Genomic DNA, 26,138 nt, shown 5'->3' with positions numbered 1-26,138 from the left:
GGTTCTCGCTACAGGCCTGGCCTGAACGAACGGCGGGGGATTTACCCCTTCTTCGCATTCTCCAGCATCGCACGCAAGCCCGCGACGCGCGTCTGCCCGGTTTTCACCCGCTCCTCGGCGCTGACCACTTTTTTCTCGCGTTCCCACACCACATCATCCTGCGGCAGCTCCATCAGGAAGCGGCTCGGTTCCGGACGCACCAGTTCGCCATACTGACGGCGTTCACGGCACAGGGTAAAGGTCAGCTCTTTTTGCGCGCGGGTAATCCCCACATAGGCCAGGCGGCGTTCCTCTTCGATGTTGTTCTCATCAATGCTGCTCTGATGCGGTAACAACCCCTCTTCCATACCGACCAGATAAACATACGGGAACTCCAACCCTTTGGAGGCGTGCAAGGTCATCAGCTGCACCTGATCGCTCTCCTCATCGCTCTCGCCGCGTTCCATCATGTCGCGCAGCGTAAAGCGCGTCACCACCTGCGCCAACGTCATCGGCTCATTCAGCTCATCGCCCTCCAGCATCTCCGTCATCCACTGGAACAGCGTATTGACGTTTTTCATGCGCATCTCAGCGGCTTTGGGGCTGGGCGAGGTCTCAAACAACCAGCTTTCATAATCGACACCGCGAATCAGATCGCGTACCGCATTCACTGGCTCGCGCTCCGTCAGCTGAATAATCTCGTTAAGCCATTGGGTAAAGCGCTGCAGATGCTCCAGACCGCGCCCGCTCAGCGTCTGTTCCAGCCCCATATCGAAGCTGGCATTGAACAGACTTTTATTGCGCAAGTTGGCCCATTCACCCAGCTTCTGCAACGTGGCAGGCCCAATCTCACGGCGCGGCGTGTTAACGATACGCAGGAAAGCGCTGTCGTCTTCCTGATTGGTCAGTACACGCAGATAAGCCAGCAAATCTTTAATTTCCGGCCGCGAGAAGAACGAGGTGCCACCAGAGATGCGATAAGGAATACGGTTTTGCATCAGCTGCTTTTCAAAGACGCGCGACTGGTGGTTGCCGCGATAGAGAATCGCATAATCTTTGTAGGCGGTTTTATTAACGAAGTGATGGGCAATCAACTCACCGGCGACCCTCTCGGCCTCATGATCTTCATTGTTGGCACTCAGCACCTTCAGCTCGCTGCCCTCACCCAGCTCGGAGAACAGGCGCTTCTCAAACACATGCGGATTATTGGCAATCAGGATGTTAGCTGACTTCAGAATGCGCTGGGTTGAGCGATAGTTCTGCTCCAACTTCACCACTTCCAGCGCTGGAAAATCCTCTTTCAGCAGCACCAGGTTTTGCGGTCGCGCACCACGCCAGGAGTAAATCGACTGGTCATCATCACCGACCACGGTGAAACGCGCCCGCGCGCCCACCAGCAGTTTCACCAGCTCATACTGGCTGGTGTTGGTATCCTGATACTCATCCACCAATAAATAGCGAATACGCTGCTGCCAGCGCTCACGCACTTCCTGATTGCGTTGCAGCAACAGCGTCGGCAGCGCAATCAAATCGTCGAAATCCAGTACGTTGCAGGATTTCAGATGCTGGTCATACAGCTGATAGCAGTGGGCAAAAATCTGGTCGCGCTGGGATTTGGCCAGGCCAGCCGCACCCTGCGGATCGACCAGATCATTCTTCCAGTTGGAAATGGTGGAGATCAGTTGCTGCAACAGCGTTTTGTCTTCCTCCAGCCACTGTTTAGTGAGGTCTTTCAACAGCGCCAGCTGATCTTGATCGTCGAACAACGAGAAGCTCGCTTTCATTCCTAACGCTTTGTATTCACGTTTGATTATCTCCAGCCCCAACGTATGGAAGGTGGAGATCATCAGGCCGCGCGCCTCTTTACGTCCAAGCGTTTGTGCGACACGCTCTTTCATCTCGCGCGAGGCTTTATTGGTGAAGGTGACGGCCGCGATATGGCGCGCCTGATAGCCACACTCGCGGATCAGGTGGGCGATTTTATTGGTGATGACGCGGGTCTTACCCGAGCCTGCACCGGCCAGCACCAGGCAGGGACCGGTGACAAATTCGACAGCACGTTGTTGGCCGGGGTTTAAACGCATAACGGAATATCACTCAACTAATGAAAAGGAGATCCCCTGACGATTTCGCATAGCAGGAATATGGACAGGTGAGCGACTCCCGGAAACTGACTCAATCAGTCACCGTATCAAGCATACGCAGCCAACGCACCTGCAATTTGAAGTAGGACGGGGATATAATGCGCCGAACATTATACATACATACAGAGACACCAACATGGCGAAAACCGCGGCAGCTTTGCACATCCTCGTCAAGGATGAAGCGCAGGCCAAATCCCTGCTGGCCCAGCTGGAAAAGGGCGCAAACTTCCAGCAGCTGGCAAAAAAACACTCCACCTGTCCATCGGGACGTAACGGCGGCGATCTGGGTGAATTCCGTAAAGGCCAGATGGTGCCCGCCTTTGATAAGGCGGTGTTCTCCTGCCCGCTATTGCAACCTTACGGGCCGGTGAAAACCGCCTTTGGTTATCACATCATCAAAGTGCTGTGGCGCAACTGATCACTTTTTACTTTTCATCTGCTGCAACACGTTGCTGCACTGGTTGGCATCTGTATCACTGGGTGAAATCAGTGCCAGCAGTGCGGCGGCCGGCGCCACCACTGCGCCCAGCGCCACCGCAGCAGCGCCACGTGCGATCAGCGGCCCGGCTTTCACTCCCGCATCCGGATTTTTGAAGGTGCCACGCACATACAGTGGCGATCGCAAGGTGATGATACGAATGCCTTTGCTCTCTGGATTAATGGATAAGTCCAGCCTTTCATTGGCAAAGTTAACGTTGCCGGTGACATTAATCACCGCATTCTCCGTATCCAGCACAAACACTTTCGGCGTGGCGAGACCCTGACGGATATTGAGATCGGTGGCGGCACAGTTGATGCGCACCTCATCATCGCCAAACAGTTTGCCGACCACATAGTTACCGACATTCAGGCCGGCAATTTCCATCAGACTACGGCTAATCAATCCGTCATTCATCAGCAGTTTCAGCTCGCCGTTGCTGGTCCCCAGAATATCCGCCACCGAGTTGCCGGTACCGCTCAGGCTGGCATCGCCGTTTAACTGACCCAGGCTACGCTGCATCGCCGTGACATTCGGGAACAGCTGACGCAGTTGCAGCTTACGCGCATGCAAATCCGCGCGACCGTGCATCGGGCTTTTATCCCCTTCCAGATGAATGGTGGAGTTGATACTACCGCCCGCCATGCCGAAGCGCAGCGGATCGAGCAGCAGGTCACCGTTTTTCAACTGCAGATGGGTATAAAGGTCGCTAAGCGGCAGCTTGCTGCTGTGTTCGATGCGTTTTCCGCTGAATTTCACATCCGCATCCATCACGTCCCAGCTTTTGGTATCAAACTTGTCATGTGGCAGCACGCGATCGGCCGGTTGCGTCGAAGCGTCACCACGCTGGGCTTTAGCCTGCTGGGTTTTCTCACTGCCCTTGCCCGAATTCACGCCAATCAGCGGGCCTAAATCCGCCATGCGCAACTGGTTCGAGGTTAATTCTCCGGTCAACGTTGGGCGCGGTTTCACCTGGTGATAAGCCAGCGAGCCGTGAATATCGCTATCGCCAATATGCCCATTGAAGTTTTCGTAACGGAACAGCGGCCCTTTCTCTTCATTGAAGCGCGCGATCAAATGGCCGTCAGTTTCGTACGGCGGCGTATCAGGCAGCAGCACGCCGGTTAAACCGTACAGATTCGCCAGCGTATCGCCAGCAAAACGCAGACGCACATCCAGCCCGCCGAGATTTAAAGGATCCTGCAACGTCCCGTCAACGCGCACGCGCGTGGTGCCGTTGCGCACATCCACCTGCAGTGGGAACGGCGTGGTTTTGCTGCGCAACGAGAGCATGCCGCCGATCTTGCCGTCGCCAGTCAATTTCTGATTGTTGTATGTCCCCTCCGCCTGCCAGCCAAAGACAAAATCGCCCGCGCCTTTCTGCTGGTCATTACCGCCCGCTACCTGCGCGTAAGGCACCGGTTTGCCCAGTGGATTAAGGGTGACGGTCACATCGGCTTTATTGATGGCATCGCGATAACGAATCTGGCCTTTATCGAACAGGATATTATCGAGGCGGAAAGACCAGGCAGAAGGCGGCGCATTAGCATCGCTGTTCTCGCTGCTGGCTAAGTTGAAGGTCCAGTTATTCTTTTTATCCGCCGTCTGCACCAGCCGCGCATCGGGCAGCTGCATTTTAATCCACGGCAAATAAACCTGTTTATGCAGGAGCGCCAGCGGCGCAAGCGTGGCTTCAACGCGCTGCAAATGCACCATGGTGACATCGGGAATATTCGGCGGATTGCCCAGCATAATGTCATCGGCATGCACCTGCGGCCACGGCACCCAACTGCGCCAACCGGGTTCTTCGCGATTGCGCACCCAGGCAACACCCAGATCACCACGAATGGCGAAAGGCCGGTTTAACTCAGTGGAGACTTTTTGGTTGATGGTTGGCTTCAGGCGGTTCCAGTCAAACGTGGCGATAATCACCACCACCACCACAACCAACAACAATAAAATCCCGAAAACCCAACTCAGGACTTTTCCCGTACGTGACATTCTGCTTCCTCCTTGCCCTCAACGTCTCACATAACTGTAGTCGAGACGTTGCGGATCGGGATCAGGGAAGCTCGAGCGCCAGGGATTCCAGCGTGCTGAAGGGAACAGGCCGCGAGAAGAAATAGCCTTGTGCCGCCATTGCAGGTGAATTGCGTACCTGCTGCCACTCCTCTTCGGTCTCCACGCCTTCAACAATAACGCCGTTGCAATAGCGATTGATCAACGCCAGTAGCATGGAGAACAGCGAGCGGCCTTCATCGGTAGAGCGAAGCAGCATGAACAGCTCGCGCGACAGTTTAATGTAGTCATAGCGCAGCTCAGTCAGCGCAGAGAAGTTTGCCATGCCTGATCCAAAGTCATCGAGCCACAGCGGACCCAGTTCAGGCATCTTCGCCACCATCTCTTCCTGCGGCAATGCGTGGTGCTCCGTGAGTTCAAATCGCACCCAGGGGAGTTGCGTAATCAACTGGCGGATATCGTCATGCTGCTCAATGGCTAACAGCGTCGGACCATCAATATTCACCGAGGCCACCAGCTGACGCTGACTGAAAAAGTGTGACCACTGTAATAACAGCTCAAGCTGTTCCTCGACGACATCAAGGCGCTGCGCGATAGTCAGCGCATCAAAATAGGTTTCGGGCGACAACCTTTTCTCGGGTGCGGAGGGGTGTGTCACCGCAGTCAGTAATTCAATAGCCAGTAAACGGCCGGAGACCTGGTAAATCGGCTGGAAAGTATAGAATCGTTGGCACTGCTGCCAGAAGAAACGCGTTTCCTGTTGTTGCTCCAGTTCAATTGAAATAGGCAGCCGATGACTTAAATTGTTCATCACCATGGTTTTTTCCTGGTAGGTGGTGGGTGCCTGCAAATTGTTTCTCAGCGGCAAGTATCGGCGAGTAACACGATAACTTTATTGGTCTCAGCCACCTCACGAGCAGTTGAGTGTATCAGCGCGTTTCAGGCTTAATCGGCAAAACAAGCGGCGCTTTGTCCGTTAAATCGCCGTGGAAAGTGGGTGCAGGCACCTTAAGTTAAATTAAAACATCGTTTTAAAAACCATTGACAGCTGCCATACCAGACGCGAGACTCGAGGGCAGAATTCACTACAGGCCGAAGACCATGACGCAGAAGAACATTGCCATCATTGGCGAATGCATGATTGAGCTGTCCGAAAAAGGTGAGAACATCAAACGTGGTTTTGGCGGCGACACGCTAAACACGGCGGTTTATCTGGCACGCCAGTCAGATAGCCAGCAGTTGCGGGTGGACTATGTCACCGCGCTGGGCACCGACAGTTTCAGTGACCAGATGATCGCTGCCTGGCAGCAGGAGCAGGTTCACACCCAGCTCATTCAGCGCCTCGACAATAAAATGCCGGGCCTCTATTTCATTGAAACCGACGAACACGGCGAGCGCACCTTCTGGTATTGGCGCAATGATGCCGCTGCGCGCTTCTGGCTGGATGGCCCAGAGTCTGACGCGATTTGCGCCCAGTTGGCCCACTACGATTACCTCTATCTCAGCGGTATAAGCCTGGCGATTCTGCCGGCCACCAGCCGAGAGAAACTGATGGCACTGCTCAGCGCCTGTCGCCAAAACGGTGGCAAGGTCATTTTCGATAACAATTACCGTCCACGTCTGTGGGCAGACCAATCTAGCGCGCAACAGGCTTATGCCGAGATGCTGCATCACACCGATATCGCCTTCCTGACGCTGGATGATGAGCACCTGCTGTGGGGTGAACAGCCGCTGGACGCAGTGATTGCACGCACGCGCGAAGCCGGTGTGCAGGAAATTGCCATCAAACGCGGTGCCGATTCCTGTTTAGTGGCGATAGGCGATGAGCCGCTGCGTGAAGTGCCCGCCATCAAGCTGGCAAAAGAGAAAGTGATCGACACCACGGCCGCAGGCGACTCTTTCAGCGCCGGTTATCTGGCCGTACGTTTAGCCGGAGGGAGGGCAGAAGATGCGGCCGCGCGCGGTCATCTCACCGCAAGCACGGTGATCCAGCATCGCGGAGCCATTATCCCTTTAAGCGCTATGCCGCAATAACCCTCCCCTCAACATTTCCCAGCGGCGCTATTTCAGGCACGACGCCTGGCGCCGCTGGATGTCCGTTGACACGATGCAGGGCGCCAGTCGTTCACTTTGCCGCTGTTGATTTGATAATCACGATTTACACAATGCACAGGATAATTTGCCTTAAACCCCGAGATTACACTGTGAATTTTAACTAACCTCGCCAGCGATCCATCTTTGGCTCATATCCGCCTACGCCAGTTTAGCAACCCTTACCATATCAATTTAAATTCAATAGATTACGGACAGAAATCGGGCCGCCAGGCATAGTCCGAAACTGCAGAAATGGTGGGTTTTCGGCTGGACGCCAGCGCGAAAACAGACCATGTTTTAATCAACAACAGCAGGACGCTGTTAATCCGGCCGCGAACAAAATAATGACAACACGACTCGCTCAGGACTGATTTATGCACACAGAAATCATTAATATCTGGCCACACGGTGATGCGCCAGGCGCGAGTGATTCGCGCGCTCAACCGCAAATCGTCGATCTCGCCAAAGAGTACGAACCCTATGACCGCGCCGCAACCGGCGTGCGTTGCCCTGAAATGGCAATCTGGCACCCGGAAACCTCCAACGGCATTACGCTGCTGGTGGCGCCCGGCGGCGGCTATCAGCGAGTGCTGATTGACCGTGAAGGCAGTGCCCTCGCCACGTTCTTCACATCGATGGGGTATACGCTGGCAGTGATGACTTATCGCCTGCCCTACGATGGCCATCACGAAGGTCCCGATGCCCCACTGGCCGATGCACAACGTGCGGTGCGCGTGTTGCGCGATCGTGCGCAGCGCGGCATGAACGGCAAATACATTGTGATGATGGGCTTCTCAGCGGGTGGGCACGTGGCTGCCAGCCTGGGGACGCGCTTTGGTGAGAAAATTTATCCAGTGCAGGATCAGGCCGACAGCTTCTCGCCACGTCCAGATGCCATGGTGCTACTCTATCCGGTGATCAGCATGCGCGACGGTCTGGCACACGAAAGCTCGCGCACTCGCCTGCTCGGCGCATGGCCGGATCAGAGGTTGATTGATGCGTATTCCATGGAAACGCGCGTACATGCGCAGACACCGCCCACGCTGCTGATTCACGCTAGCGATGATGACGCGGTTTCGGTAAACAACAGCATGGTGTTTTTCAGCGCCCTGCGTGAGCACAAGGTGCCGGTGGAAATTCACTTTTATCAGAAAGGCGGCCATGGATTTGGCATTCGCGGCGTCGCGGATCTGCCCCTCGCCAGTTGGCCGATGCTGGTCACCGAATGGCTCCGCGCTAAGACATAATCCCCTTCATAATTTGAACCGCAGCGGCGCTGGCTGCACGCAGTCACCCCAGTCACTGGCTGAAGTCAGTGACTGGCGATGAACATACTTGCCGCCTTACTGCAGCTCAAATGATTTCAGGGATAATTCATGCCCTGAAACGCAGCGACGTGGCTGCATGGACGTGATGTTCAAAAGCGCCTCAAGGCGCTTTTGTGCTGCTACTCAAATTATTTTGGCGATCTCATATGCCATGAGTCATAAGACTTGATGACTCGGCCATGAATGATAAATCCTGCGTCATGACGAGGGTTGAGCCGGGTCGGTCGCGCTCGCGCTGCCGTTACTTTCCGGTTTAGCTTCATCAGAAGCCGCCGGTGCCGCAGGCGCATCCGGTACCTTCATCACTTTATCCCAGCCGTCCTGCAGCATCTTCACGTTGGTCTCAGCTTCACCTTGTGGTTGAATCAGCACCATCGTCAGTTCCTGCGTCAGCTGCTGGCGCAATTCCTGATTCAGCTGGTCACGCGTCAACCCACTGAGAAACGCCTGACGCAGCTTTTGATACTGCTCCGGCGCGATATCCACCACCGCATTCTGCTGCGAGCGCAGACGCTGCCCCATCAAGATATCGGTATCTGTGCGCGCATAGGTGGCGAACAGCTTATTCAGTTCCAGCAGCTTCTGCGCCATCAACGCATCAAACTCATCCTGCGGTAAACCTTTATCTCGCACTGCCGCCAGTTCTTTCGCCACCTGGTTCATGTTCTGCGCCAGCGATGCGTTCGGACTGTCCATGTTGATGGAACACTGCGCGCGCTGGTAAAGCACGCGGCAATCAAAGCCCACCTGCACGCTCTGTGCTTTGCTGTCCGCCAGCGCGCGTTGCACATGCCAGAACAGCGCTTCACGCGCCAAATCACTCTGCCAATAGTGCTGTAAGTTCTGTGAGTCACGAATCGGTTGCCACGGCGTATCCCACACCAGCGACAGGCGATCCTGACTCATCCCGCCATTCACCAGGTTGACAGGCTGATGCGGCAAAGGAGAGAGCGTAGGCAGCGCTGCGGGCGCAACCCGTTTCCCCTTCAGCGCGGAGAAGGTTTTGTTGATTTGTTCTGCCATGCTGCGGCTGTCAACGTTGCCCACCACATACAGGGTCATGCCATCCGGCGTGTACCACTGCTGATAGAAACTGTTGAGCTGTGCAATATCCACCGGCGCACGCGGCTGCTCGCCCGGATCGTGCGCCAGCATCGCTGAACCCTTCAGGCGATAGCGCCACCAGACATCCTGGGTATTTGGCGGCCAGGTGGCAATCGGATCGGTCGCGGTCAGCGCGGTCGAAACCACCTGCTCATTAATGGTCATTTTCCCTGCGGTCGCCGCCAGCCAGTTCAGCGCTTCTTTCAGCAGCTCCGGGCGGTTGTTGGGCAAGCTCAGGTTGTATTGGGTGTAATCGTACGATGAGATCGCTGGCGGCAACGGGCGTTGCGGATCCATGGCTTGCTGCCACAGTGCACGCTGTTGATTGGTATCCAGCGCGGTGTTGTGCACCATTGCCAGACGCGGTATCAGATGGCTGAAACCGGTTTGCTGAGCGCTCTCCACCAGTGAACCGGTGTTAACAATCAGACGTAATTCAATACGATCGCTTGGACGTTGTGGCGTGGTGAGTAACTGCCAGCTAAAACCATTGTCCAGTTTGCCTTCCTGCCACGCGGGATCGGGCTGGAGTGTCTCGGCGTGCGCGCCAAAGCCGGATGCCGCAAGGATTAATCCGCCAACCAAAAGTCGAATTCTGGTGCCCTGCATGTGAACCCCTACATAAACAGATCAACGCTCGTTATCGCGACATGTACGGTCACATCTTTGGTGACCGGCGCGGCCCATAGCCGCCACGTTTAATGAAGAACAGACTCTTTGACCACAGGAAGGTCAGGATGTCGCGCAACGAGGTAAAAAATCGGGAAAAAAATCAATGGGGTTTATTATGCAAATGCCCGCTGTCAGGGCAAGCGACAGCGGGCATTTCTCGGGAAATTAACGCAAATAGACGATCAGACGCTGGTTTGTGAGGCGTTATTGACCTTTTTCGCTGAAGAAAGCGTCGCTTTCATCTGCTTCTCATCCAGCTGACCGACCCACTTCGCCACGACAACCGTCGCCACGCCGTTACCCACCAGGTTGGTCAATGCACGCGCTTCGGACATAAAGCGGTCGATACCCAGAATCAGCGCCAGACCCGCTACCGGCAAATGTCCGACTGCAGACAAGGTGGCCGCCAGCACGATAAAGCCACTGCCGGTCACGCCCGCTGCGCCTTTTGAGGAGAGCAGCAGCACCACTAACAACGTGATCTGGTGGAAGATATCCATGTGCGCATTGGTGGCCTGGGCAATGAATACCGCCGCCATGGTCAGGTAAATCGAGGTGCCATCAAGGTTAAAAGAGTATCCCGTTGGAATAACGAGACCCACCACCGATTTCTTACAACCCAGCTTCTCCATCTTGTCGAGCATACGCGGCAGCGCAGATTCAGATGAAGAGGTACCCAGCACGATCAGCAGCTCTTCTTTGATGTAGGCGACAAATTTGAAGATGTTGAAGCCGGCCCAGCGTGCAATCAAACCTAACACCACCACCACAAACAGCACGCAGGTGATGTAGAAGCAGATGATCAACTGACCGAGCTGCACCAGTGAGCCCACGCCGTATTTACCAATGGTAAACGCCATGGCACCGAAGGCACCGATCGGTGCAAGGCGCATAATCATATTGATAACGCCGAAGATCACTTTGGAGAAGCTCTCAATGACGTTGAACATCACAGTACCGGCGTTACCCAGACGATGCAGAGCAAAACCAAACAGAATGGCGAACAGCAGCACTTGCAGGATATTACCGCTGGCAAAGGCACCGATCACACTACCCGGGATAATATCAAGCAAGAAGGCAACAACACCCTGTTCTTGCGCCTGTTGGGCGTAAACCGCCACGGCTTTGGCATCCAAAGTCGCGGGATCAACGTTCATCCCCGCGCCCGGCTGCACCACATTAACCACGACCAGGCCAATAATCAGCGCGATGGTGCTGACAATTTCAAAGTAGAGCAGCGCAACTGCGCCAGTCCGTCCAACTGCTTTCATGCTCTCCATGCCGGCAATACCGGTCACCACCGTACAGAAAATCACGGGGGCGATGATCATCTTGATCAGCTTAACGAAACCATCGCCAAGCGGCTTCATTTGCGCGCCTAACTCAGGATAGTAGTGGCCTAACAGGACGCCGATGCCGATGGCAACCAGCACCTGGAAGTAGAGGCTTTTGAACAGTTTCATAACAGGTGTCCAGGTATAGACGGAATTCACCGCCGTTATTATGGAGAACGCATGCGGCAAGCCGCCTGGAAGCGAAAAACCTTACCGATTGCGGGAAAATAACACTCCGATAACAGGATTAATATACCCTTACATTCCTTACAAAAGTTACAAAACTCTAACTATGAACTGAAACGCTTCAGCAAACTATATGACTGCAATTTCGTGAGGAAAATCAATAAACAATGTGATTATTCAGGATGTGACGAGCTGTCAAGCCAGCGTTGGTTGAAGACGTTAAGAGGGAGCGCTTCAGCGTATAAGTAGCCTTGCCCTATAGTAATTCCGCGTGCCAGCAGCCAGTCTCGCTGCTCATCGGTTTCCACACCTTCAGCAATAACATCAAGATGAATGATGTCCGCAATCGCCGCGACAATACGCACCATGGTGTCATCATCCGGTAGCGCCGCGACAAAACTGCGGTCCATCTTCAGCTTGTTCACCGGCAGCGCTTTAAACTGATGCAGGTAATTGAGATTGGAGTAACCCATGCCAAAATCATCCAGCGCCACGGCCACGCCGGTTTGCTGCAGTGAACGCAGCAGCGAAATCGCTTGCTCGGCATCGCCAATCTGCGCGGTTTCGGTAATTTCCAGCACGAAATTGCCGGGTGCAATACGATGGCGCTCCAGCAAGCCTTGCAAATGGCTCACCATGCTGGGGTCACGCAACTGAACTGCCGATATATTGACGCTCAGCGGAATATTGATGCCCAGCTTCTGCCACGCGGCAAGGATGCGGCAGGCTTCTTCAAACACCCAGCGCCCAATCGCGGAAATCACCCCAATCTCTTCCGCGCTGGCGATAAACTCTTCTGACAAACCATAGCTGCCATCCGGCATACGCATACGCAATAGCGCTTCCGCGCCCGCCAGCTCACCGGTTTGCATATTGATTTGCGGCTGCAGATAAAGTGCAAATTGACCATCCTGCAACCCCTGCAGGATATCGTGCTCCTGCGTCAGGCGTTTTTGCGCCCGCTCAGTCAGCGCCGGATCAAAGAACAGAATCTGGTTTTTGCCCTGATGACGCGCCGACATCATTGCCGAGGTCGCGCGGTCGAGTTGCTCGCTGGCACTGACGACACTGTCATCATGCAGCGCCAGGCCAATACTGGCGTTTGGACGCAGCTGAAGTTGATGCAGGTTCACCGGCTGGTTAATGCGAATCATCAGGTTGCGCGCCAGACGCATGGCGCGGAACGGGTTGTGCGCGCGCTTCATCAGTAGCGCGAAATCACTGGGTCCGGTTTGCGCCAGCAGGGTGTGGTCGTCAACGGTGCTACGAATCTTCTCCACCAGCGTCAGCATCAGGGTGTCGCGCTGTTCATCACTCAGTACACCATTAGCTTCCTGCAACGTTTCAATACGAATCACCATCAATCCCCACGGCTGACGGCTATGGCGATGGCTGGCGTGCTGATCCAGTAACGCCAGGAACAGGGCACGGTTGGGCAGGTCGGTCACGGCAAAATGGGTGGTCATGCGACTCATCTCATCATGAATCGACTCCAGCACCTGTTGATTGCGGTTGTAGCTGCGGATCAGCATGCCGATTTCATCGTCGCGATGATTATGCGGCAGGTCGAGCTTGTGTGTGAGAATGGCCTGCGGTGGCAACTCCTGCAAATCACGCGACAAACTTCTCAAAGGATGGACGATCAGGCGATTGATACACCAGCTAATCGACACCGAAAGTATCAGCGCCAGCAGCAAATAGGTGGTAATCATGGTGGAGAGCGTGCTGAGCAGGAACTGGTATACCCGAGAGGAGTCGGCCTGCAGCACCAGATAGGCGATAGGCTTCGGCAGTCCAGTACGTTCTACCGAATAAAGCGGCAGCGTGATTTGCACCGGCAGTTCAAACAGACGTGCCACGAAGCGCGGCACCGGTTTTTCCGGCACAAAATCGGCGTGCAGCGCCTGAAACGCATTCGGCAATACTACATCGGCACGAGACAGGATGCCCGCCGGTTTCAACGTATTCAGGATGCGTTCAGCTTGCGGAATATCGCCTTTCAGAACGGCTTCTGACAGCGGTTGGCGCACCGTGTGCGCGATATTTTCCATCTGCTGGGCGTAGTCAATCCTGCGCTGCTGCACAAAGTGGAATAACTGGATGACGATAAAAATGCTGATGGTCACCATTGCCACGGCGGACACCGTTGCCATCTGTTTTATCGTTAACGAGCGACTGACGCGCAACAAAACCCTCTCCCGACCACTTAAATCGACTATGTATACCCTAAATTATTCAAGGTGCAGGCAGTCGGCAAGGGAATGAATCCCCAGGAGCTTACTCAGGTAAGTGACTGGGATAAATGAGCACAGCCAACGCACCTGCAACTTGAAGAATGACGGGTATAGATGAAATGCGCAGCGAGTATATCGCAGGTCAGCATTTTTATGCGCCGGGATAAAGTCGAAAAAAGGCGGGAAACACGAGATAAATCGGTGATTAGGAATTGTGCACGTTAAAGTCGCGGCGCAAAATTTGCGCCGCGACCCCTGCTATTGCGGATAAGGCACCCAATCGCCGCCGTTCAGACGAATCCAGGGTTTACCCTGATACATCATCACCACCGCATTGTCGTTTTCGGACACCACCGGTGATTGCGGCAGATTATCCGCTAACACCGACATATTGACGTTCGGCGCGTTAAACACCTGACCATCCACCACACGGGAAATGATTTCGGAAATCGCCAGCAGACTGGTTGGCGTATCAATGCTCAACGGCTGTCCCTGGTGTGGCGCTTTCATCCCGACAAACTTAATGCCCACCGGCACATGCGTAATACTCGGGCTGGGAATATCACGCAGACCAGACATCTGCATTTTATCGCCCTGCAGCGCAGCACCGTGCTCCGGTACCACCAGCACCATCACGCGGCGTCCTGATTTCTCCAGATTGGTCAGGAATGTATCCAGCTGATCAAACAGCATTTTAGCGCGCGGCTGCCAGTCAGCGGTGCGCGTGCTGCCCAACTCGCGCGTGCCGTCATGCAACGGAATCAGGTTGTAGAAGGTGGCACTGCGCGCATCGCTGCTTTTAGTCCGATCGTCGAGCCAGCGCTGCATCAATTGCCCGTCATTGAACACTGGCGAACCATCAAAGGAGGTCAATTCTGGCGCAATTCCCGCTTGTGACATCAGCGGTGCCTGCAAATTGCCCTCTTCACGCAGCTCTTTGAGGTAGTTACCAAACACGCCGGTATGATCCATCATCAGTTCCTGCTTAAAGCCCAGTTTCGCCAGGTTATCAAACAGGTAACAGCGCTGATCGGTGGCCTTATACAGATTAGAGTGTGAAGTCTGGCCACAGCTGGCACGCAGCAAACGAATCCCTGCCGGACCGCTGTAGCCGGTGGCAGAGTTGTAGTTGTCCAGCAGGATATCAAAATGCTTCCATAGCGGATGGTCACGCAATTGTGCTACATCCATGTCCGACCATGACAGCGAACAGATGTTAATCACTAAAATATCAAACGGCTGAGAATCCGCGGGCAGCGCATCCGGGAAATGGGTGGCGCGCTGGCGCTCACTGTCGTAGAAACGATTGAGCCAGGAGGTCAGATTGGCACTGGTCGGTGGTGCAGACTGGTCCAGTCCCTCCGGTGCTTTGGTCGCGGCTGGAGGGTTATTCAATGCCACTTCCGGTGTCGCCGCTTTGGTTGGCAGCAGATTCATCGCCGGTCCGGCAATGGTCAGCACGTTAAGCCAGATCAGCATCAGAGAAACCAGCACCGTGACGCGGATCCACTGCGCCACGAACATATAGATCACCAGCAGCACAAAGCCTGCGCCAATCATTTGCCAGTTGATAAAGCGCTCCAGCAGATCGAGCAGATAAGCTGAGGAGAAGCCTGCGACCTGGCTACCCTGGCTCATGATCGATTCCAGTCCCGGCAGCCAGGTGTCATGCCAGAACAGCGCAAAGCCAATCGGCAGTGACACCCAGTGACGCACACGATGCAAACGACGTGACGGCAGCGGGAACAGCAGCCACGCCAGGAACACCAGATTGCTCAGCGCATGAAAATTAAGGTAGCCGTACCACAACAGACCAAATTTGATCAGGAAGTAGAAATTCCAGCCGCCGAGACCGCGCCACCACGAAGCGTGCAGCGTCGAAGGTTTGTTATCACTCATTACGGTTTGGTATCCGTTTTAGCAGATTTGCGTTGCCACTGCCCTTCCGACTTCAGCGCACGCGGTGGCAGCAGACGCATCAGCAGGCTGGTGCTACTGCGCGGTAACCAGCGCACAAACAACGATTTCAGGAACAGTAAAATTAATAACAGCAGGATCGCCACCTGCACCCAATCCATCAGTGTCATCAGCGGCGATCTCCATCAAGATTGAGAACAATAGGTTGCGGGGTTTGCGCCCCACGCAGGTCAGAAGCGGACACCTTGTTTGCCCACGGGGCCTCAATCGGTGCCATCGGCACTTCACGCTGCGCCACCGGCGTCAGCTGACGAATCTTGTGCACTTCCGACAAAATCTGGTTGTCCTCGAACCACACCACGCGGTTACTAAACAACTCATCGTGCGGCAGCGAGAAAATCGATTTCAACGCAATATCCAAATCGTTGAAGCGGCAGGATGACAGAAACAGATAGATGCGATCGTTAATCAGCGTCACCAAATCACCAAAACGACGCGGTTTACACAGCGTCAGAATCTGCTCAGGTTTCAGCTGCGGCACCGGGCGCAATGCCACCATCAGCCCCTTGTCGTTTTCTGGCAGCAGCGTATTGCTCATCAGCTGCTGTACCGCCGCGCAGAACGGCTCCAGCTGCAAATAGCCTTTTTGCTGCAGCGGCTGTAATGCCTGCATCAGCGCGGGCAAGTTGGCCGGAACATGACGCGTAAACTGCTGGCCCTGAATCCCTTCCAGCGTGGTGAGAAAGCGCGACAGCGTTTGAGCGCCGGGCACGATGGCATTGACGCCACAGGCCAGCAATAATCGCTCATCGCTATACCTAAGACTGGTACTGATTTCGCGTACCACAATTTTTAATGCGTTACCGCGTGAGCGGCGCAAACTGTGGACCATTTTTGCCAGGGCATTGATATCCTGGTTATGGGCCAGACTAAAAATGACCGTGGCGGCGTTGGCCTGTTGCGCACGCGAAAATACGCTTTCATTATCACTAAACAGCTGCCACTGGCTGGAAAGCGGCGGTGCGCCTTCCAGCACCCCCTCTTGTGCCAGAAACTGATTTTCATCATTAAGGCTAAGGGGGGTGGTTTGCTCAACGTCATTAATGGCAATGAATTGATTATCATTACAACTCAGGCGAATCGCACGGTCAGCCAGTAATTTGTCTGCGGAGTACCACCAGTTAATTCGATATTGCCAGCTATCCTGTTGAAATTCTAAATGTGCGACACCATCAAGTTGGCGAAAATAACGCTGTAGATGGTTACGCAGATGAATAATCGACGCCCCCGAGGTGATCAGTAACAGCGTGATTTGTTTTTTGATCAACAACCGCCGCATGCGTTTCACCCAAAGCGTGAGTTCATCCTCGGATAATTTACTCCACTGCGCAGCGTTGCTGTAAAACAGCACTAAACCACTGCGGCTATTCAGTACACGCGCGAAATCATTCTCCAGATGCTGCAGGCCGGTTTTATTGGCTGGCAGCGAAAATAAGGGAATGCGCGCTGGGCCCGTCAGTGGGTCCGGCGTAAGTAAAGACTGAGGCTTCTCATCTGAACTGACCAGGGTTGCCGCCTGTTGATGGCTCACCACCTGACGCAGCAGTACCCGCGCGTCTTCCTGACGCTGACTGGTAATCCAATAAAACCCCGGATTTTGCAGGGTAACTAATTCCTGCTGAACCTGTTGTAGGCCAAGCGCATAGCGATTTTTCATATTTGTTTCGCGATCAGAACAATCCAGGCTAGTTTAATATAGACGGCAACGATTGGAACTGCTGAAATAATTAAAACCTGCGCTATCTCAAATGATATTGATTTTTACATAGTCTGCGCATTTTTCCGGGTTTAAACTTTACAAAAAATAGAACCACAATTCATCCATTGCTGTTTTTTGGTGGCAAAAAGTAATGAAAACAGAGAATGCCTTTTCGCTGATCGCGTCTACCACTGAAGATCAGGATGACATTAATACCCTGAGCGAAGCCTTTTCCCTTAAGGCATTTCGTTACATTGATATTGCCCGCGAAGAGCGACTGAATAGTCTGCTGACGCGCTGGCCGCTGCTGCGTGAATTATCCGCCGACCAGGAGCCTGAACGCTAATGCCGGTCATTGCCTTACAAGGTTTGCGCGGCGGTTGTGGCGCAACATCACTCAGTGCGGCACTTGGCTGGGCGCTCAATGCTTTACAGGAGTCGGTGCTGGTCATCGACTTTTCTGATTCGAATCAACTGGCTGCCCATTTTAACTTGCCGCTCAATCACACCCAGGGCTGGGTTCCCGCACTGCTGGAACAGCAGCCGTGGCAGCAGTGCGCGCAGCGCTATCAAACCGGTCTCGATTTCCTGCCGTTTGGCGCATTAACCTCTCAGCAGTGCTTAAGTCTGCAAAACGCCGACACCTCGTTCGCCACGCCGTTGCTGAAGGCGTTGCCGGCCCTGAAATCACACTATCGCTGGGTGATCCTCGACCTTCCAGCGGATCTGCTGCCGTGGCAACGATCCTTCGCCCTCCACGCCGATCGCCTGCTGCAGGTGCTATCGCTGGATGCTAACTGCCAGTTGCGGTTGCACCATCCGCGTTTTTTGCCGCACACGCTGTTTCTGATCAATCAATTCAACGCCAACAGTCAGCTGCAACAGGATCTGCATCAACTGTGGCTGCGCACGCTAAAGAATCTGATTCCGCAGGTGATTCACCGCGATGAAGCACTGGCAGAAGCCTTGATGATGAAACAACCGGTGGGCGAATATCGTCCTCATGCGCTGGCAAGCGAAGAAATCAATACGCTGGCGAACTGGCTATTGCTGAACGTTGCGGGCGGTGCGGCGTGAATCCGTTGCGCTGGCTGCTGGTACCTCAGGCCTGGCAGGCGCTGCAAAGCCGTGCCCGCGTGGCGCGCCAGCACGGCGCGGGCCGCTTAACCGTGATGTTGCATCTGCTATGGTGCGTGCTCGCCTGGTCGCTGCTACGGCTGGAAATGCCCGGCTGGCAGCGCTTGCTGCAACAGCGTCAGCGATACTATCCGCAAATCTCACCGTTACGTCCACGCCCGTTAGACGTTGTGCGTTACGCCATGCAGAGCCTGTGGCTGATGCTGGTGTTACCGCTCGACAACAGCGCACGCAGCGAGCGCAAACGGTTTAACGCGTTTGGCCCCCTGTTCCGCTGGCGGCAGCAGTTTTATCAATGGCTGGGAGCGCTTCCCGCGCACATGGCGAAAACGGGCATTCATCTGCGTACCGAACAGCAGTTGCAGAAACTGCCACCGCGTGTACGCCAGCTGCTGTTTATTGTCGCGGCGATTGTCGCCAGCCTGCTGGCGCTATTGTGTATTTCACAGCCGTTTGGCATCACCACGCAATTTGTCTTCGTGCTACTGCTATGGGGCCTGGCGATGATGGTGCGTCGCGTGCCGGGCCGCCTCTCTACTATCATGCTGATTGTGCTGTCACTCACCATTTCCTGTCGTTATTTGTGGTGGCGCTACACTGAAACCCTGAACTGGGACGATCCGCTGAGTCTGACATTCGGTCTGCTGTTGATTGGCGCTGAAACCTACTCATGGACGGTGCTGGTACTGGGCTATTTCCAGACGCTGTGGCCACTCAATCGCCAGCCGGTCTCCATGCCACCCGAGATCACATCCTGGCCCAGCGTCGATATCCTGGTGCCCACCTACAACGAACCGCTAAGCGTGGTGAAACCAACCATTTATGCCGCGATGGGCATCGACTGGCCGCAGGACAAGCTCAACATCTACCTTCTGGATGACGGCAGCCGCGAGGAGTTTCGCGAATTTGCCGCCAGCGTGGGCATCAATTACGTGGTGCGCCCTACCCATGAACATGCCAAAGCCGGCAACATCAATCACGCATTGAAAGGGGCCTGCCGCAGCGATTACGTGGCGATTTTTGACTGTGACCACGTACCGACGCGCTCTTTCCTGCAGATGACCATGGGCTGGTTCCTGAAGGATCACCGCCTTGCGATGCTGCAAACGCCGCACCACTTCTTCTCGCCCGATCCGTTCGAGCGTAACCTTGGTCGCTTCCGCCAGACACCCAATGAAGGCTCGCTGTTCTACGGCCTGGTGCAGGACGGTAACGATACTTGGGATGCGGCGTTCTTCTGCGGCTCTTGCGCCGTATTGCGCCGCGCCGCGCTGGATGAGATTGGCGGCATAGCGGTGGAAACCGTAACCGAAGATGCGCACACCTCGCTACGTCTGCATCGTCAGGGTTACACTTCCGCCTATATCCGTATTCCACAGGCGGCGGGCCTCGCCACCGAGAGTTTGTCCGCACACATCGGCCAGCGTATTCGCTGGGCGCGCGGCATGGTGCAGATTTTCCGCCTCGACAATCCGCTGATGGGCAAGGGCCTAAAGCTGGTACAGCGGCTGTGCTACGCCAACGCCATGTTGCACTTCCTCGCCGGGATTCCACGTCTGATCTTCCTGCTGGCACCGCTGGCGTTTCTGCTATGCCACGCCTACATCATCTACGCGCCGGCGCTGGCGATTGCAATCTATGTACTGCCACACATGGTGCACACCAGCCTGACCAACTCCCGTATTCAGGGACGCTGGCGTCACTCGTTCTGGAGTGAAGTGTATGAAACCGTGCTGGCGTGGTACATCGCGCGTCCCACCACCGTCGCGCTGTTCAACCCGCACAAAGGCAAGTTCAACGTCACCGCAAAAGGTGGCCTGGTCGAAGAGCGTCACCTCGATTGGGTGATCACCAAGCCCTACATGATGCTAGTGCTGCTGAATATCGCGGGCATCGGCATGGCGTTCTGGCGCATGGCGTATGGCCCGGCTAACGAGTTACTCACCATCTGGGTCAGCCTGGTGTGGGTGGTGTACAACATGATTATTCTCGGCGGTGCCGTAGCCGTTTCGGTGGAAGCGCGCCAGATTCGTGAAGCACATCGCGTGGAGATCGCCATGCCCGCCGCCATTGCACGTGAAGATGGCCATATGGTGCCGTGCACCCTGCGCGACTATTCAGATGGTGGTGTCGGTGTCGAACTGCGTGAGGCGGATGCACTGAAAGAGGATGAGCCGGTGTGGCTGCTGCTGCGCCGTGGCCAGCAGGAGTTCAGCTTCCCGTGCCAGGTTCAGCGTGTATTTGGCCGTCGCGCGGGGATTCGCCTGCATCAGCTCACCACCCGCCAGCATATTGAATTTATCCAGTGTACCTTCGCCCGCGCCGACACCTGGGCGCTGTGGCAGGACGGCTTCCCGGAAGATAAACCGGTGCAGAGTCTGGCCGATATTATGGTGCTGGGTTTCAAAGGTTACCTGCGTCTGGCGGAGTATGGCCCTGCCCCGCTGCGCCGTCTTTTCCGTGCACTGACTTCCCTGGTGAGCTGGCTGGCAACACTGCTGCCGCAGGGCATTAGCCGCGCACCTGCGGCAATCAAAACCGATTTTTCATAAGTTGATGATATGACCATGACGAGAAAACTGAGCTGGTTTACTGCCCTGCTGCTGGGCACTGCAACGCTGGCACAGGCCGCACCGCAGCCTTCTGCCCCTGAAGCACCGCGCGCCAGCGCACAGATACCGCTGCCGGTCGTCAGCCAGCCGCTGGATGCCAATGCCCCGCTGCGCGACAGCCAACTGCTGTTTAATCAGGTCGCGCCGCCGCCGGGCAGCATGACGCTGCGCGGCACCGAGCCTACCAGCCAGATCGAGTTCGGCGTGCGCAGTGATGAAGTGGTGACACGCGCCATGCTGACGCTCAGCTATCGCCCTTCACCGGCGCTGATTCCGACGCTGTCGCAGCTCAAGGTCTATCTCAACGATGAGCTGGTGGGACTGGTCACCGTGACCGCCGATCAGCTGGGCAAAGAAAATCAAACTCAGTTGCCGATCGATCCGCGTTTTATTGGCGATTTTAACCGCGTGCGCCTTGAACTGGTGGGCCACTACGCCAACGTGTGTGAAAACCCGGCCAACAGCACCATCTGGATGGATATCGGTAAAGAGAGCAAACTCGACCTGACGCTGCAAAAGCTGCCGTTGAAGAACGACCTGTCGCACTTCCCGGAACCGTTCTTTGATGCCCGCGACAGCCGCCCACTGCAATTGCCGATGGTGTTCAGCAATCAGCCTAACCTGCTGCAGCAGCGTGCCGCAGGGATTCTGGCTTCGTGGTTCGGCAGCAAAGCACAGTGGCGTGGTCAATCCTTCCCGGTCCTGTATAACCAGCTACCAAAAGAACAGCATGCGGTGGTGTTTGCCACCAACGATCATCGCCCGGACTTCCTGAAAGATCTGCCACCGGTGGAGAAACCCACGGTGGAAATGGTGAGCCAGCCGGACAATCCCTACGAAAAAATGCTGCTGATTCTCGGCCGCGATGACAACGATTTGCTGACCGCCGTCGAAGGTATTGCGCAAGGCGAACTGCTGCTGCGCGGGGATACCTCAACCATTGACAGTGTAAAAATGCTGGCACCGCGTCAGGCCTATGATGCGCCAAACTGGGTGCGCACCGATCGCCGCACCACGTTTGCCGAGCTGACGCAGTATCAGAACCAGCTACAGGCCGATGGTTTGCAGCCGAACCCGATCAGTCTGACGCTGAACCTGCCGCCGGACCTGTTCCTGGTGCGTGCGCGCGGCATCGACATGGATCTGATTTACCGCTACACCTCGCCGATCCAGCAAGATGGCTCGCGCCTGGCGGTGCATCTGAACAATCAGTTCATGCAGGATTACCCGCTGACGCCGAAAGACACGGCAGGCCAGCAGATCATGCGCATTCCGCTCATGCAAGGCCTGCAGGACAGCAACCGCCAGTTGACCATCCCGGCGCTGCGCCTCGGCGTGGTCAACCAACTGCGCTTCAGCTTTGATTACGCCAACACCTTTATTGGTGGCACCGCCGACGGCCGTTGCGAAACCGTCACCGCGGTGGGCCACCATGTGGTGATCGATGACAACTCCAGCATCGACTTCTCCGGCTATCGCCACTACATCGAAATGCCTTCACTGGGCGCGTACGCCAACGCCGGTTTTCCTTACAGCCGTTACGCCGATTTGGCGCAGACGCTGGTGTTAGTACAGCCGAAGCCCGCGAACGGTGAAGTGAGCACTATGCTGAACGCACTGGGCGCCATCGGTGCCCAGACCGGCTATCCGGCGTTGCGCGTGCAGATGAGCGATGACTGGAACCAGGCAAAAGATAAAGACGCAGACCTGCTCATGATCGGCGGCATTCCGCAGGATCTGCAGGATGACAAAAAGATCAACCTGCTGGCGGATGCGGCGCGTAGCTGGATCAACATGCCATCACGCCCGATTACCGCGCAGAATGTACCGGTGTCCGCCAGCGATCGTGCGGTAGAGAGCCAGACCGGTATCCGCTCACGCGGCCCGATGGGTGCCATCGTCGGCTTCCAGTCGCCGTTTAACGATCAGCGCAGCGTGGTTGCGCTGCTGGCCGACAGCCCGCGCGGCTGGGATCTGCTGAATAATGCCCTGCTCGACAGCGGCAAGCGCGCCGCCGTGTTCGGTTCTGCTACCGTTGTGCGCGAGTCGGGCGTCACCAGCGTGCGCGTCGGCGATACCTACTTCGTCGGTCATCTGCCGTGGTGGGAGCGGCTGTGGAATCTGCTGGCAACGCATCCGGTGTGGCTGGCGATTTGTGCCGTGGTGGTGGTGATCTTGTTTGCTCTGATGGCATGGCGCCTGATGCGCATGGTGAGCCGTCGCCGCCTGGCCGAGCTGGAAGACGATGAATAAACTGCCACTCGGTCTGCTGATTGCCACTATCCTGGCGGGCTCCGGCATGGCAGCCGAGGGCCCGCAGGTGTCACCGGTGGCCTGGCTGCTGATGCAGATTCGCACCGGTGAATCCACCAACAAGTATGATCTGGTGCAGCAGTCGCTTTATCGCCTGGAAAAAATCGATCCTGATAATCCGCAGGTGCTGGCGGCGCAAATTCGCATGGCACTGCGTCAGGGCGATCAGGCGAAAGCGCAGACGCTGCTGGATGAACTGAAGAAAGTGGCGCCGAATGACGTGGCGACGCGTGAATCGGAAACCGGCCTGCGTCTGATGAGCGCTGAAGGGCGCCAGCAACTGCAGCAGGCACGTTTGCTGGCCACCGCAGGACGCGTTGAAGAAGCGAAAACGGCCTGGGATGCCTTGTTCCACGGCGTGTTCCCGGATGTGAATACTGAACTGGAATACTGGCGACTGGTGGCACGTTTACCCGGTCAGCAGCCCACCGCTTATCGCCAGTTGCAGGCGCTGGAAGCGCGTTATCCCGGCAATATCGGGGTTGAACTGCAGCTGGCGCGCATGGCGTTTGATAACAATCAGCCAGGCGAGGCGCTGGTGCAGCTGCGTCGTCTGGCCAATCGTGACGGCGGGCGTGATGCCGCCTCCGAACTCTGGCTGCAACAGATTCAAAATCAGCCGGTGTCAGACAGTACTGTTGCCAGTCTGAAGCAGTATCTGCAGGTATTCACTTCCGGTGATGCGCAACAACGCGGCGAGGAAGAACTGGCCCGACAGCAGAAGCTGCTGGCCGATCCCGCTTACCGTCAACGCATGCGCGGGCTGGCGCTGGTGGATGCCGGTGGAGGCGCAGGTGCCATCGCGTCACTCAGCGCCGCGCTGAAAGCCAACCCGAATGATGCCGAACTGATGGGCGCGATGGGTCAGGCGCAGGCGCGAGCCAATAACCGCGCAGCGGCGATCGGCTGGCTGCAGAAAGCGATTCAGGCCGGACAGGCCAGCACCCAGATTGGCAAGTGGCAATCACTGTTGCAAACCAACCGCTACTGGCTGGCGATCAACAACGGTGACGACGCGCTAAAAAAAGGCGATGTGGCCGGTGCGGAACGCCAGTATCGCAGTGCGCAGGCCATGGATAACCGTGACAGCTGGGCATTGATTGGCCTCGGTGATGTCGCGCAGGCGCGTAAAAACGACGCGCAGGCAGAACAGTACTGGCAACAGGCGCTGCGCCTGGATCGCAGCAATACCACCGCCGTGCGCCGACTGGCCGCGCTGTATCAGCAGCAGTCACCTGCTCGCGCGATGGCGTTTATCAATGCCCTGCCCACCGCGCAACAGCGGTCGCTGGCGGAGACGTTGCGTTCACTGCGCAGCGACAGCCTGCGGGCTGAAGCGGATGCGCTGGCCCAGCAAGGTCAGTGGCATCAGGCGGTGGTGAAATATCGCCAGGCCGCGCAGGATAACCCCAACGATATCTGGCTCTCGTATCGTTTAGCCGGTGCGCTACGCAGCAGTGGCGAAGAAGCACAGGGCGCCCAGGTGATGGATGCCATGGTGCGTCAGCACGCGCAGGAACCCGCCGCGCTCTATGCCTGGGCGCTGTGGCTCTCGTCCGGCGATCAGGATGATGCGGCACTGGCGGCACTGCATCGCCTGCCGGAAACGCGTTGGGACAGCAATATGCACGAGCTGGCGGGCCGCTTAACGCAGGATAAAGTCTACGCCCGCGCCAGTGAGCTGCGCGCCAACGGCAATGAATCTGCCGCGCTGGCGCTGTTGCAACAGCAGCCGGCCTCGACGCGACGTGATATCACCCTGGCGGATTGGGCTCTTGAACGCGGCGACGCGAAATCGGCGCTGGCAAGTTACCAACGTGTCCTGCAGCAGGATGCCACCAATAATGACGCTGCCTTGGGCCGCATCGAAGCCCTTATCGCCCTGAAACGCAAAGACGAAGCACGCATAGCGCTGCAGGCTTTACCTGCCAGCGTGGCGCAGCAAAATATCAACAGCGGACGCCGCGTGGCGCTGGCCTGGCAAAACAGCGGCGATACGGCGCATGCGCAGCAGCTATTCGATGATTTAAAAACCCGTGCTGCCAAAGAAGCCCCGTCGCAAAGCAAAGCGCTGGTGTATCGCGATGCCGCACGGCTGGAAACACAGCAGCAACAGCCGGATGCAGCGCAGCAGGATTATCGCCTGGCGATGGCCGCCAGCGGCATCAGCCCCGACGTGCCGCAGGATAATGACAGCTACACCCGTTTGACGCGTAACGATGCCAGTGATGACTGGCTGAAGCGCGGCATTCGCAGCGATGCCGCCGATCTCTATCGTCAGCAGGACACCACCTTCACGCTCGAACAGGATTATTCGCGCGATAAAGGCACCGGCGGTATCTCCGATTTCACCGCGCATACCACCATGATGCAGGCGGAGACACCGCTGGCCGACGGGCGCAGCTTTTTACGCGTCGATCATGTTCTGGTATCAGCGGGCACTTTCTCTACCAGCAATGGCAGCCACAGCGAACGCTTTGGTAGCTGTAATGATGATAACTCCGGTGGCTGTAGCCGCGACTTTACCCAGCGTGATGAAGGCACGGCGATAGGCGTTGGCTGGCATAACGATCGCTGGTCTGGCGATATCGGCACCACACCGCTCGGCTTTGAAGTCACTAACTGGGTGGGCGGTCTGAGCTGGAAAACCGACGTGGAAGATATTGGCGTGACGTTCACCGCTTCACGCCGACCGATCTCCAGCTCGCTGCTGGCCTATGCCGGTGCACGCGATCCGTCGGCCAACGGCGGCAAAACCTGGGGCGGCGTAGTGGCAACCGGTGGTTCGGTGGGGCTGAGTTACGATCAGGGCGGTGCGAATGGCGTAT

At 56.2% G+C, this 26,138-nt stretch carries 17 protein-coding genes; 8 read left to right on the top strand and 9 right to left on the bottom strand.

Annotation, left to right across the window (positions count from 1 at the left end; translation table 11 throughout):
• Positions 1-41: 41 nt before the first annotated feature.
• Positions 42-2,063: a DNA helicase Rep gene (rep, locus tag H7A81_RS11945; RefSeq protein WP_182057601.1), complete on the bottom strand. Its 2,022-nt coding sequence runs from the start codon at positions 2,061-2,063 to the stop codon at positions 42-44.
• Between the two features lie 196 nt (positions 2,064-2,259).
• On the opposite strand from rep, the gene ppiC reads away from it, so the two are divergent.
• Positions 2,260-2,541, top strand: a complete 282-nt coding sequence (gene ppiC, locus H7A81_RS11940) for a peptidylprolyl isomerase PpiC (RefSeq protein WP_034827827.1) — start codon at positions 2,260-2,262, stop codon at positions 2,539-2,541.
• Here ppiC and H7A81_RS11935 read toward each other — a convergent pair whose 3' ends face one another.
• A complete protein-coding gene (locus H7A81_RS11935) occupies positions 2,542-4,602 on the bottom strand; it encodes an AsmA family protein (protein WP_182057600.1) in 2,061 nt (686 codons plus the stop codon).
• A 61-nt stretch (positions 4,603-4,663) separates the two neighbouring features.
• The gene (gene pdeH, locus H7A81_RS11930) at positions 4,664-5,437 is read right to left on the bottom strand and encodes a cyclic-guanylate-specific phosphodiesterase (RefSeq protein ID WP_038643818.1); all 774 of its coding nucleotides are present in this window, start codon (positions 5,435-5,437) and stop codon (positions 4,664-4,666) included.
• Positions 5,438-5,721: 284 nt separating this feature from the next.
• Between pdeH and H7A81_RS11925 the strand changes: the two genes are divergently transcribed.
• Together H7A81_RS11925 and H7A81_RS11920 are read left to right on the top strand one after the other, a co-directional pair.
• Entirely contained in the window at positions 5,722-6,654 is a 933-nt protein-coding gene (locus H7A81_RS11925; protein ID WP_182057599.1) for a sugar kinase, read from the top strand.
• A 434-nt stretch (positions 6,655-7,088) separates the two neighbouring features.
• Positions 7,089-7,961 carry an alpha/beta hydrolase gene (locus H7A81_RS11920; RefSeq protein WP_034827823.1) on the top strand — a complete coding sequence of 291 codons (873 nt, stop codon included), beginning with the start codon at positions 7,089-7,091 and terminating at the stop codon, positions 7,959-7,961.
• Between the two features lie 279 nt (positions 7,962-8,240).
• Here H7A81_RS11920 and H7A81_RS11915 read toward each other — a convergent pair whose 3' ends face one another.
• From H7A81_RS11915 to bcsE, 6 genes are all read right to left on the bottom strand, one after another.
• Complete coding sequence (locus tag H7A81_RS11915) at positions 8,241-9,755, bottom strand: pitrilysin family protein (RefSeq protein ID WP_058960384.1); 1,515 nt, start codon at positions 9,753-9,755, stop codon at positions 8,241-8,243.
• 245 nt (positions 9,756-10,000) lie between these two features.
• Positions 10,001-11,281 (bottom strand): dicarboxylate/amino acid:cation symporter, encoded by a 1,281-nt coding sequence (locus H7A81_RS11910; RefSeq protein WP_034827821.1) that lies wholly within the window; start codon positions 11,279-11,281, stop codon positions 10,001-10,003.
• A gap of 230 nt (positions 11,282-11,511) precedes the next feature.
• Positions 11,512-13,524, bottom strand: a complete 2,013-nt coding sequence (hmsP, locus tag H7A81_RS11905; RefSeq protein WP_182057602.1) for a biofilm formation regulator HmsP — start codon at positions 13,522-13,524, stop codon at positions 11,512-11,514.
• Positions 13,525-13,830: 306 nt separating this feature from the next.
• Positions 13,831-15,471 (bottom strand): cellulose biosynthesis protein BcsG, encoded by a 1,641-nt coding sequence (gene bcsG, locus H7A81_RS11900; protein ID WP_166933249.1) that lies wholly within the window; start codon positions 15,469-15,471, stop codon positions 13,831-13,833.
• Positions 15,471-15,659 (bottom strand): cellulose biosynthesis protein BcsF, encoded by a 189-nt coding sequence (gene bcsF, locus H7A81_RS11895; protein ID WP_038643825.1) that lies wholly within the window; start codon positions 15,657-15,659, stop codon positions 15,471-15,473. Before bcsF ends, bcsG begins: the two co-directional genes overlap by 1 nt.
• Positions 15,659-17,206 (bottom strand): cellulose biosynthesis protein BcsE, encoded by a 1,548-nt coding sequence (gene bcsE / locus H7A81_RS11890; protein WP_182057598.1) that lies wholly within the window; start codon positions 17,204-17,206, stop codon positions 15,659-15,661. The genes bcsF and bcsE overlap by 1 nt, the downstream gene beginning before the upstream one ends.
• A 193-nt stretch (positions 17,207-17,399) precedes the next feature.
• Between bcsE and bcsR the strand changes: the two genes are divergently transcribed.
• From bcsR to bcsC, 5 genes are all read left to right on the top strand, one after another.
• Positions 17,400-17,594 (top strand): cellulose biosynthesis protein BcsR, encoded by a 195-nt coding sequence (gene bcsR, locus H7A81_RS11885; protein WP_034827811.1) that lies wholly within the window; start codon positions 17,400-17,402, stop codon positions 17,592-17,594.
• Positions 17,594-18,325 carry a cellulose biosynthesis protein BcsQ gene (gene bcsQ, locus H7A81_RS11880; RefSeq protein WP_058960387.1) on the top strand — a complete coding sequence of 244 codons (732 nt, stop codon included), beginning with the start codon at positions 17,594-17,596 and terminating at the stop codon, positions 18,323-18,325. Before bcsR ends, bcsQ begins: the two co-directional genes overlap by 1 nt.
• Positions 18,322-20,937 (top strand): UDP-forming cellulose synthase catalytic subunit, encoded by a 2,616-nt coding sequence (bcsA, locus tag H7A81_RS11875; protein ID WP_182057597.1) that lies wholly within the window; start codon positions 18,322-18,324, stop codon positions 20,935-20,937. Before bcsQ ends, bcsA begins: the two co-directional genes overlap by 4 nt.
• Before the next feature lie 9 nt (positions 20,938-20,946).
• The gene (gene bcsB / locus H7A81_RS11870; protein ID WP_182057596.1) at positions 20,947-23,250 is read left to right on the top strand and encodes a cellulose biosynthesis cyclic di-GMP-binding regulatory protein BcsB; all 2,304 of its coding nucleotides are present in this window, start codon (positions 20,947-20,949) and stop codon (positions 23,248-23,250) included.
• A partial coding sequence (gene bcsC, locus H7A81_RS11865) for a cellulose synthase complex outer membrane protein BcsC (RefSeq protein WP_182057595.1) occupies positions 23,243-26,138 on the top strand: 2,896 nt, incomplete at its 3' end. The genes bcsB and bcsC, both read left to right, overlap by 8 nt.

The organism is Pantoea sp. ME81 (assembly GCF_903970985.1).
GTDB classification, from domain to species: Bacteria; Pseudomonadota; Gammaproteobacteria; order Enterobacterales; family Enterobacteriaceae; genus Pantoea; species Pantoea communis.
Note: the sequence above shows the minus strand (reverse complement) of the source record. Positions and strands in the feature narration are given on the sequence as shown.

Bases quoted from the DNA above. Each gene is read 5' to 3' on its own strand.
- rep (WP_182057601.1), bottom strand. From the start codon at position 2,063: ATGCGTTTAAACCCCGGCCAACAACGTGCTGTCGAATTTGTCACCGGT.
- ppiC (WP_034827827.1), top strand. From the start codon at position 2,260: ATGGCGAAAACCGCGGCAGCTTTGCACATCCTCGTCAAGGATGAAGCG.
- H7A81_RS11935 (WP_182057600.1), bottom strand. From the start codon at position 4,602: ATGTCACGTACGGGAAAAGTCCTGAGTTGGGTTTTCGGGATTTTATTG.
- pdeH (WP_038643818.1), bottom strand. From the start codon at position 5,437: ATGGTGATGAACAATTTAAGTCATCGGCTGCCTATTTCAATTGAACTG.
- H7A81_RS11925 (WP_182057599.1), top strand. From the start codon at position 5,722: ATGACGCAGAAGAACATTGCCATCATTGGCGAATGCATGATTGAGCTG.
- H7A81_RS11920 (WP_034827823.1), top strand. From the start codon at position 7,089: ATGCACACAGAAATCATTAATATCTGGCCACACGGTGATGCGCCAGGC.
- H7A81_RS11915 (WP_058960384.1), bottom strand. From the start codon at position 9,755: ATGCAGGGCACCAGAATTCGACTTTTGGTTGGCGGATTAATCCTTGCG.
- H7A81_RS11910 (WP_034827821.1), bottom strand. From the start codon at position 11,281: ATGAAACTGTTCAAAAGCCTCTACTTCCAGGTGCTGGTTGCCATCGGC.
- bcsG (WP_166933249.1), bottom strand. From the start codon at position 15,471: ATGAGTGATAACAAACCTTCGACGCTGCACGCTTCGTGGTGGCGCGGT.
- bcsF (WP_038643825.1), bottom strand. From the start codon at position 15,659: ATGACACTGATGGATTGGGTGCAGGTGGCGATCCTGCTGTTATTAATT.
- bcsE (WP_182057598.1), bottom strand. From the start codon at position 17,206: ATGAAAAATCGCTATGCGCTTGGCCTACAACAGGTTCAGCAGGAATTA.
- bcsR (WP_034827811.1), top strand. From the start codon at position 17,400: ATGAAAACAGAGAATGCCTTTTCGCTGATCGCGTCTACCACTGAAGAT.
- bcsQ (WP_058960387.1), top strand. From the start codon at position 17,594: ATGCCGGTCATTGCCTTACAAGGTTTGCGCGGCGGTTGTGGCGCAACA.
- bcsB (WP_182057596.1), top strand. From the start codon at position 20,947: ATGACCATGACGAGAAAACTGAGCTGGTTTACTGCCCTGCTGCTGGGC.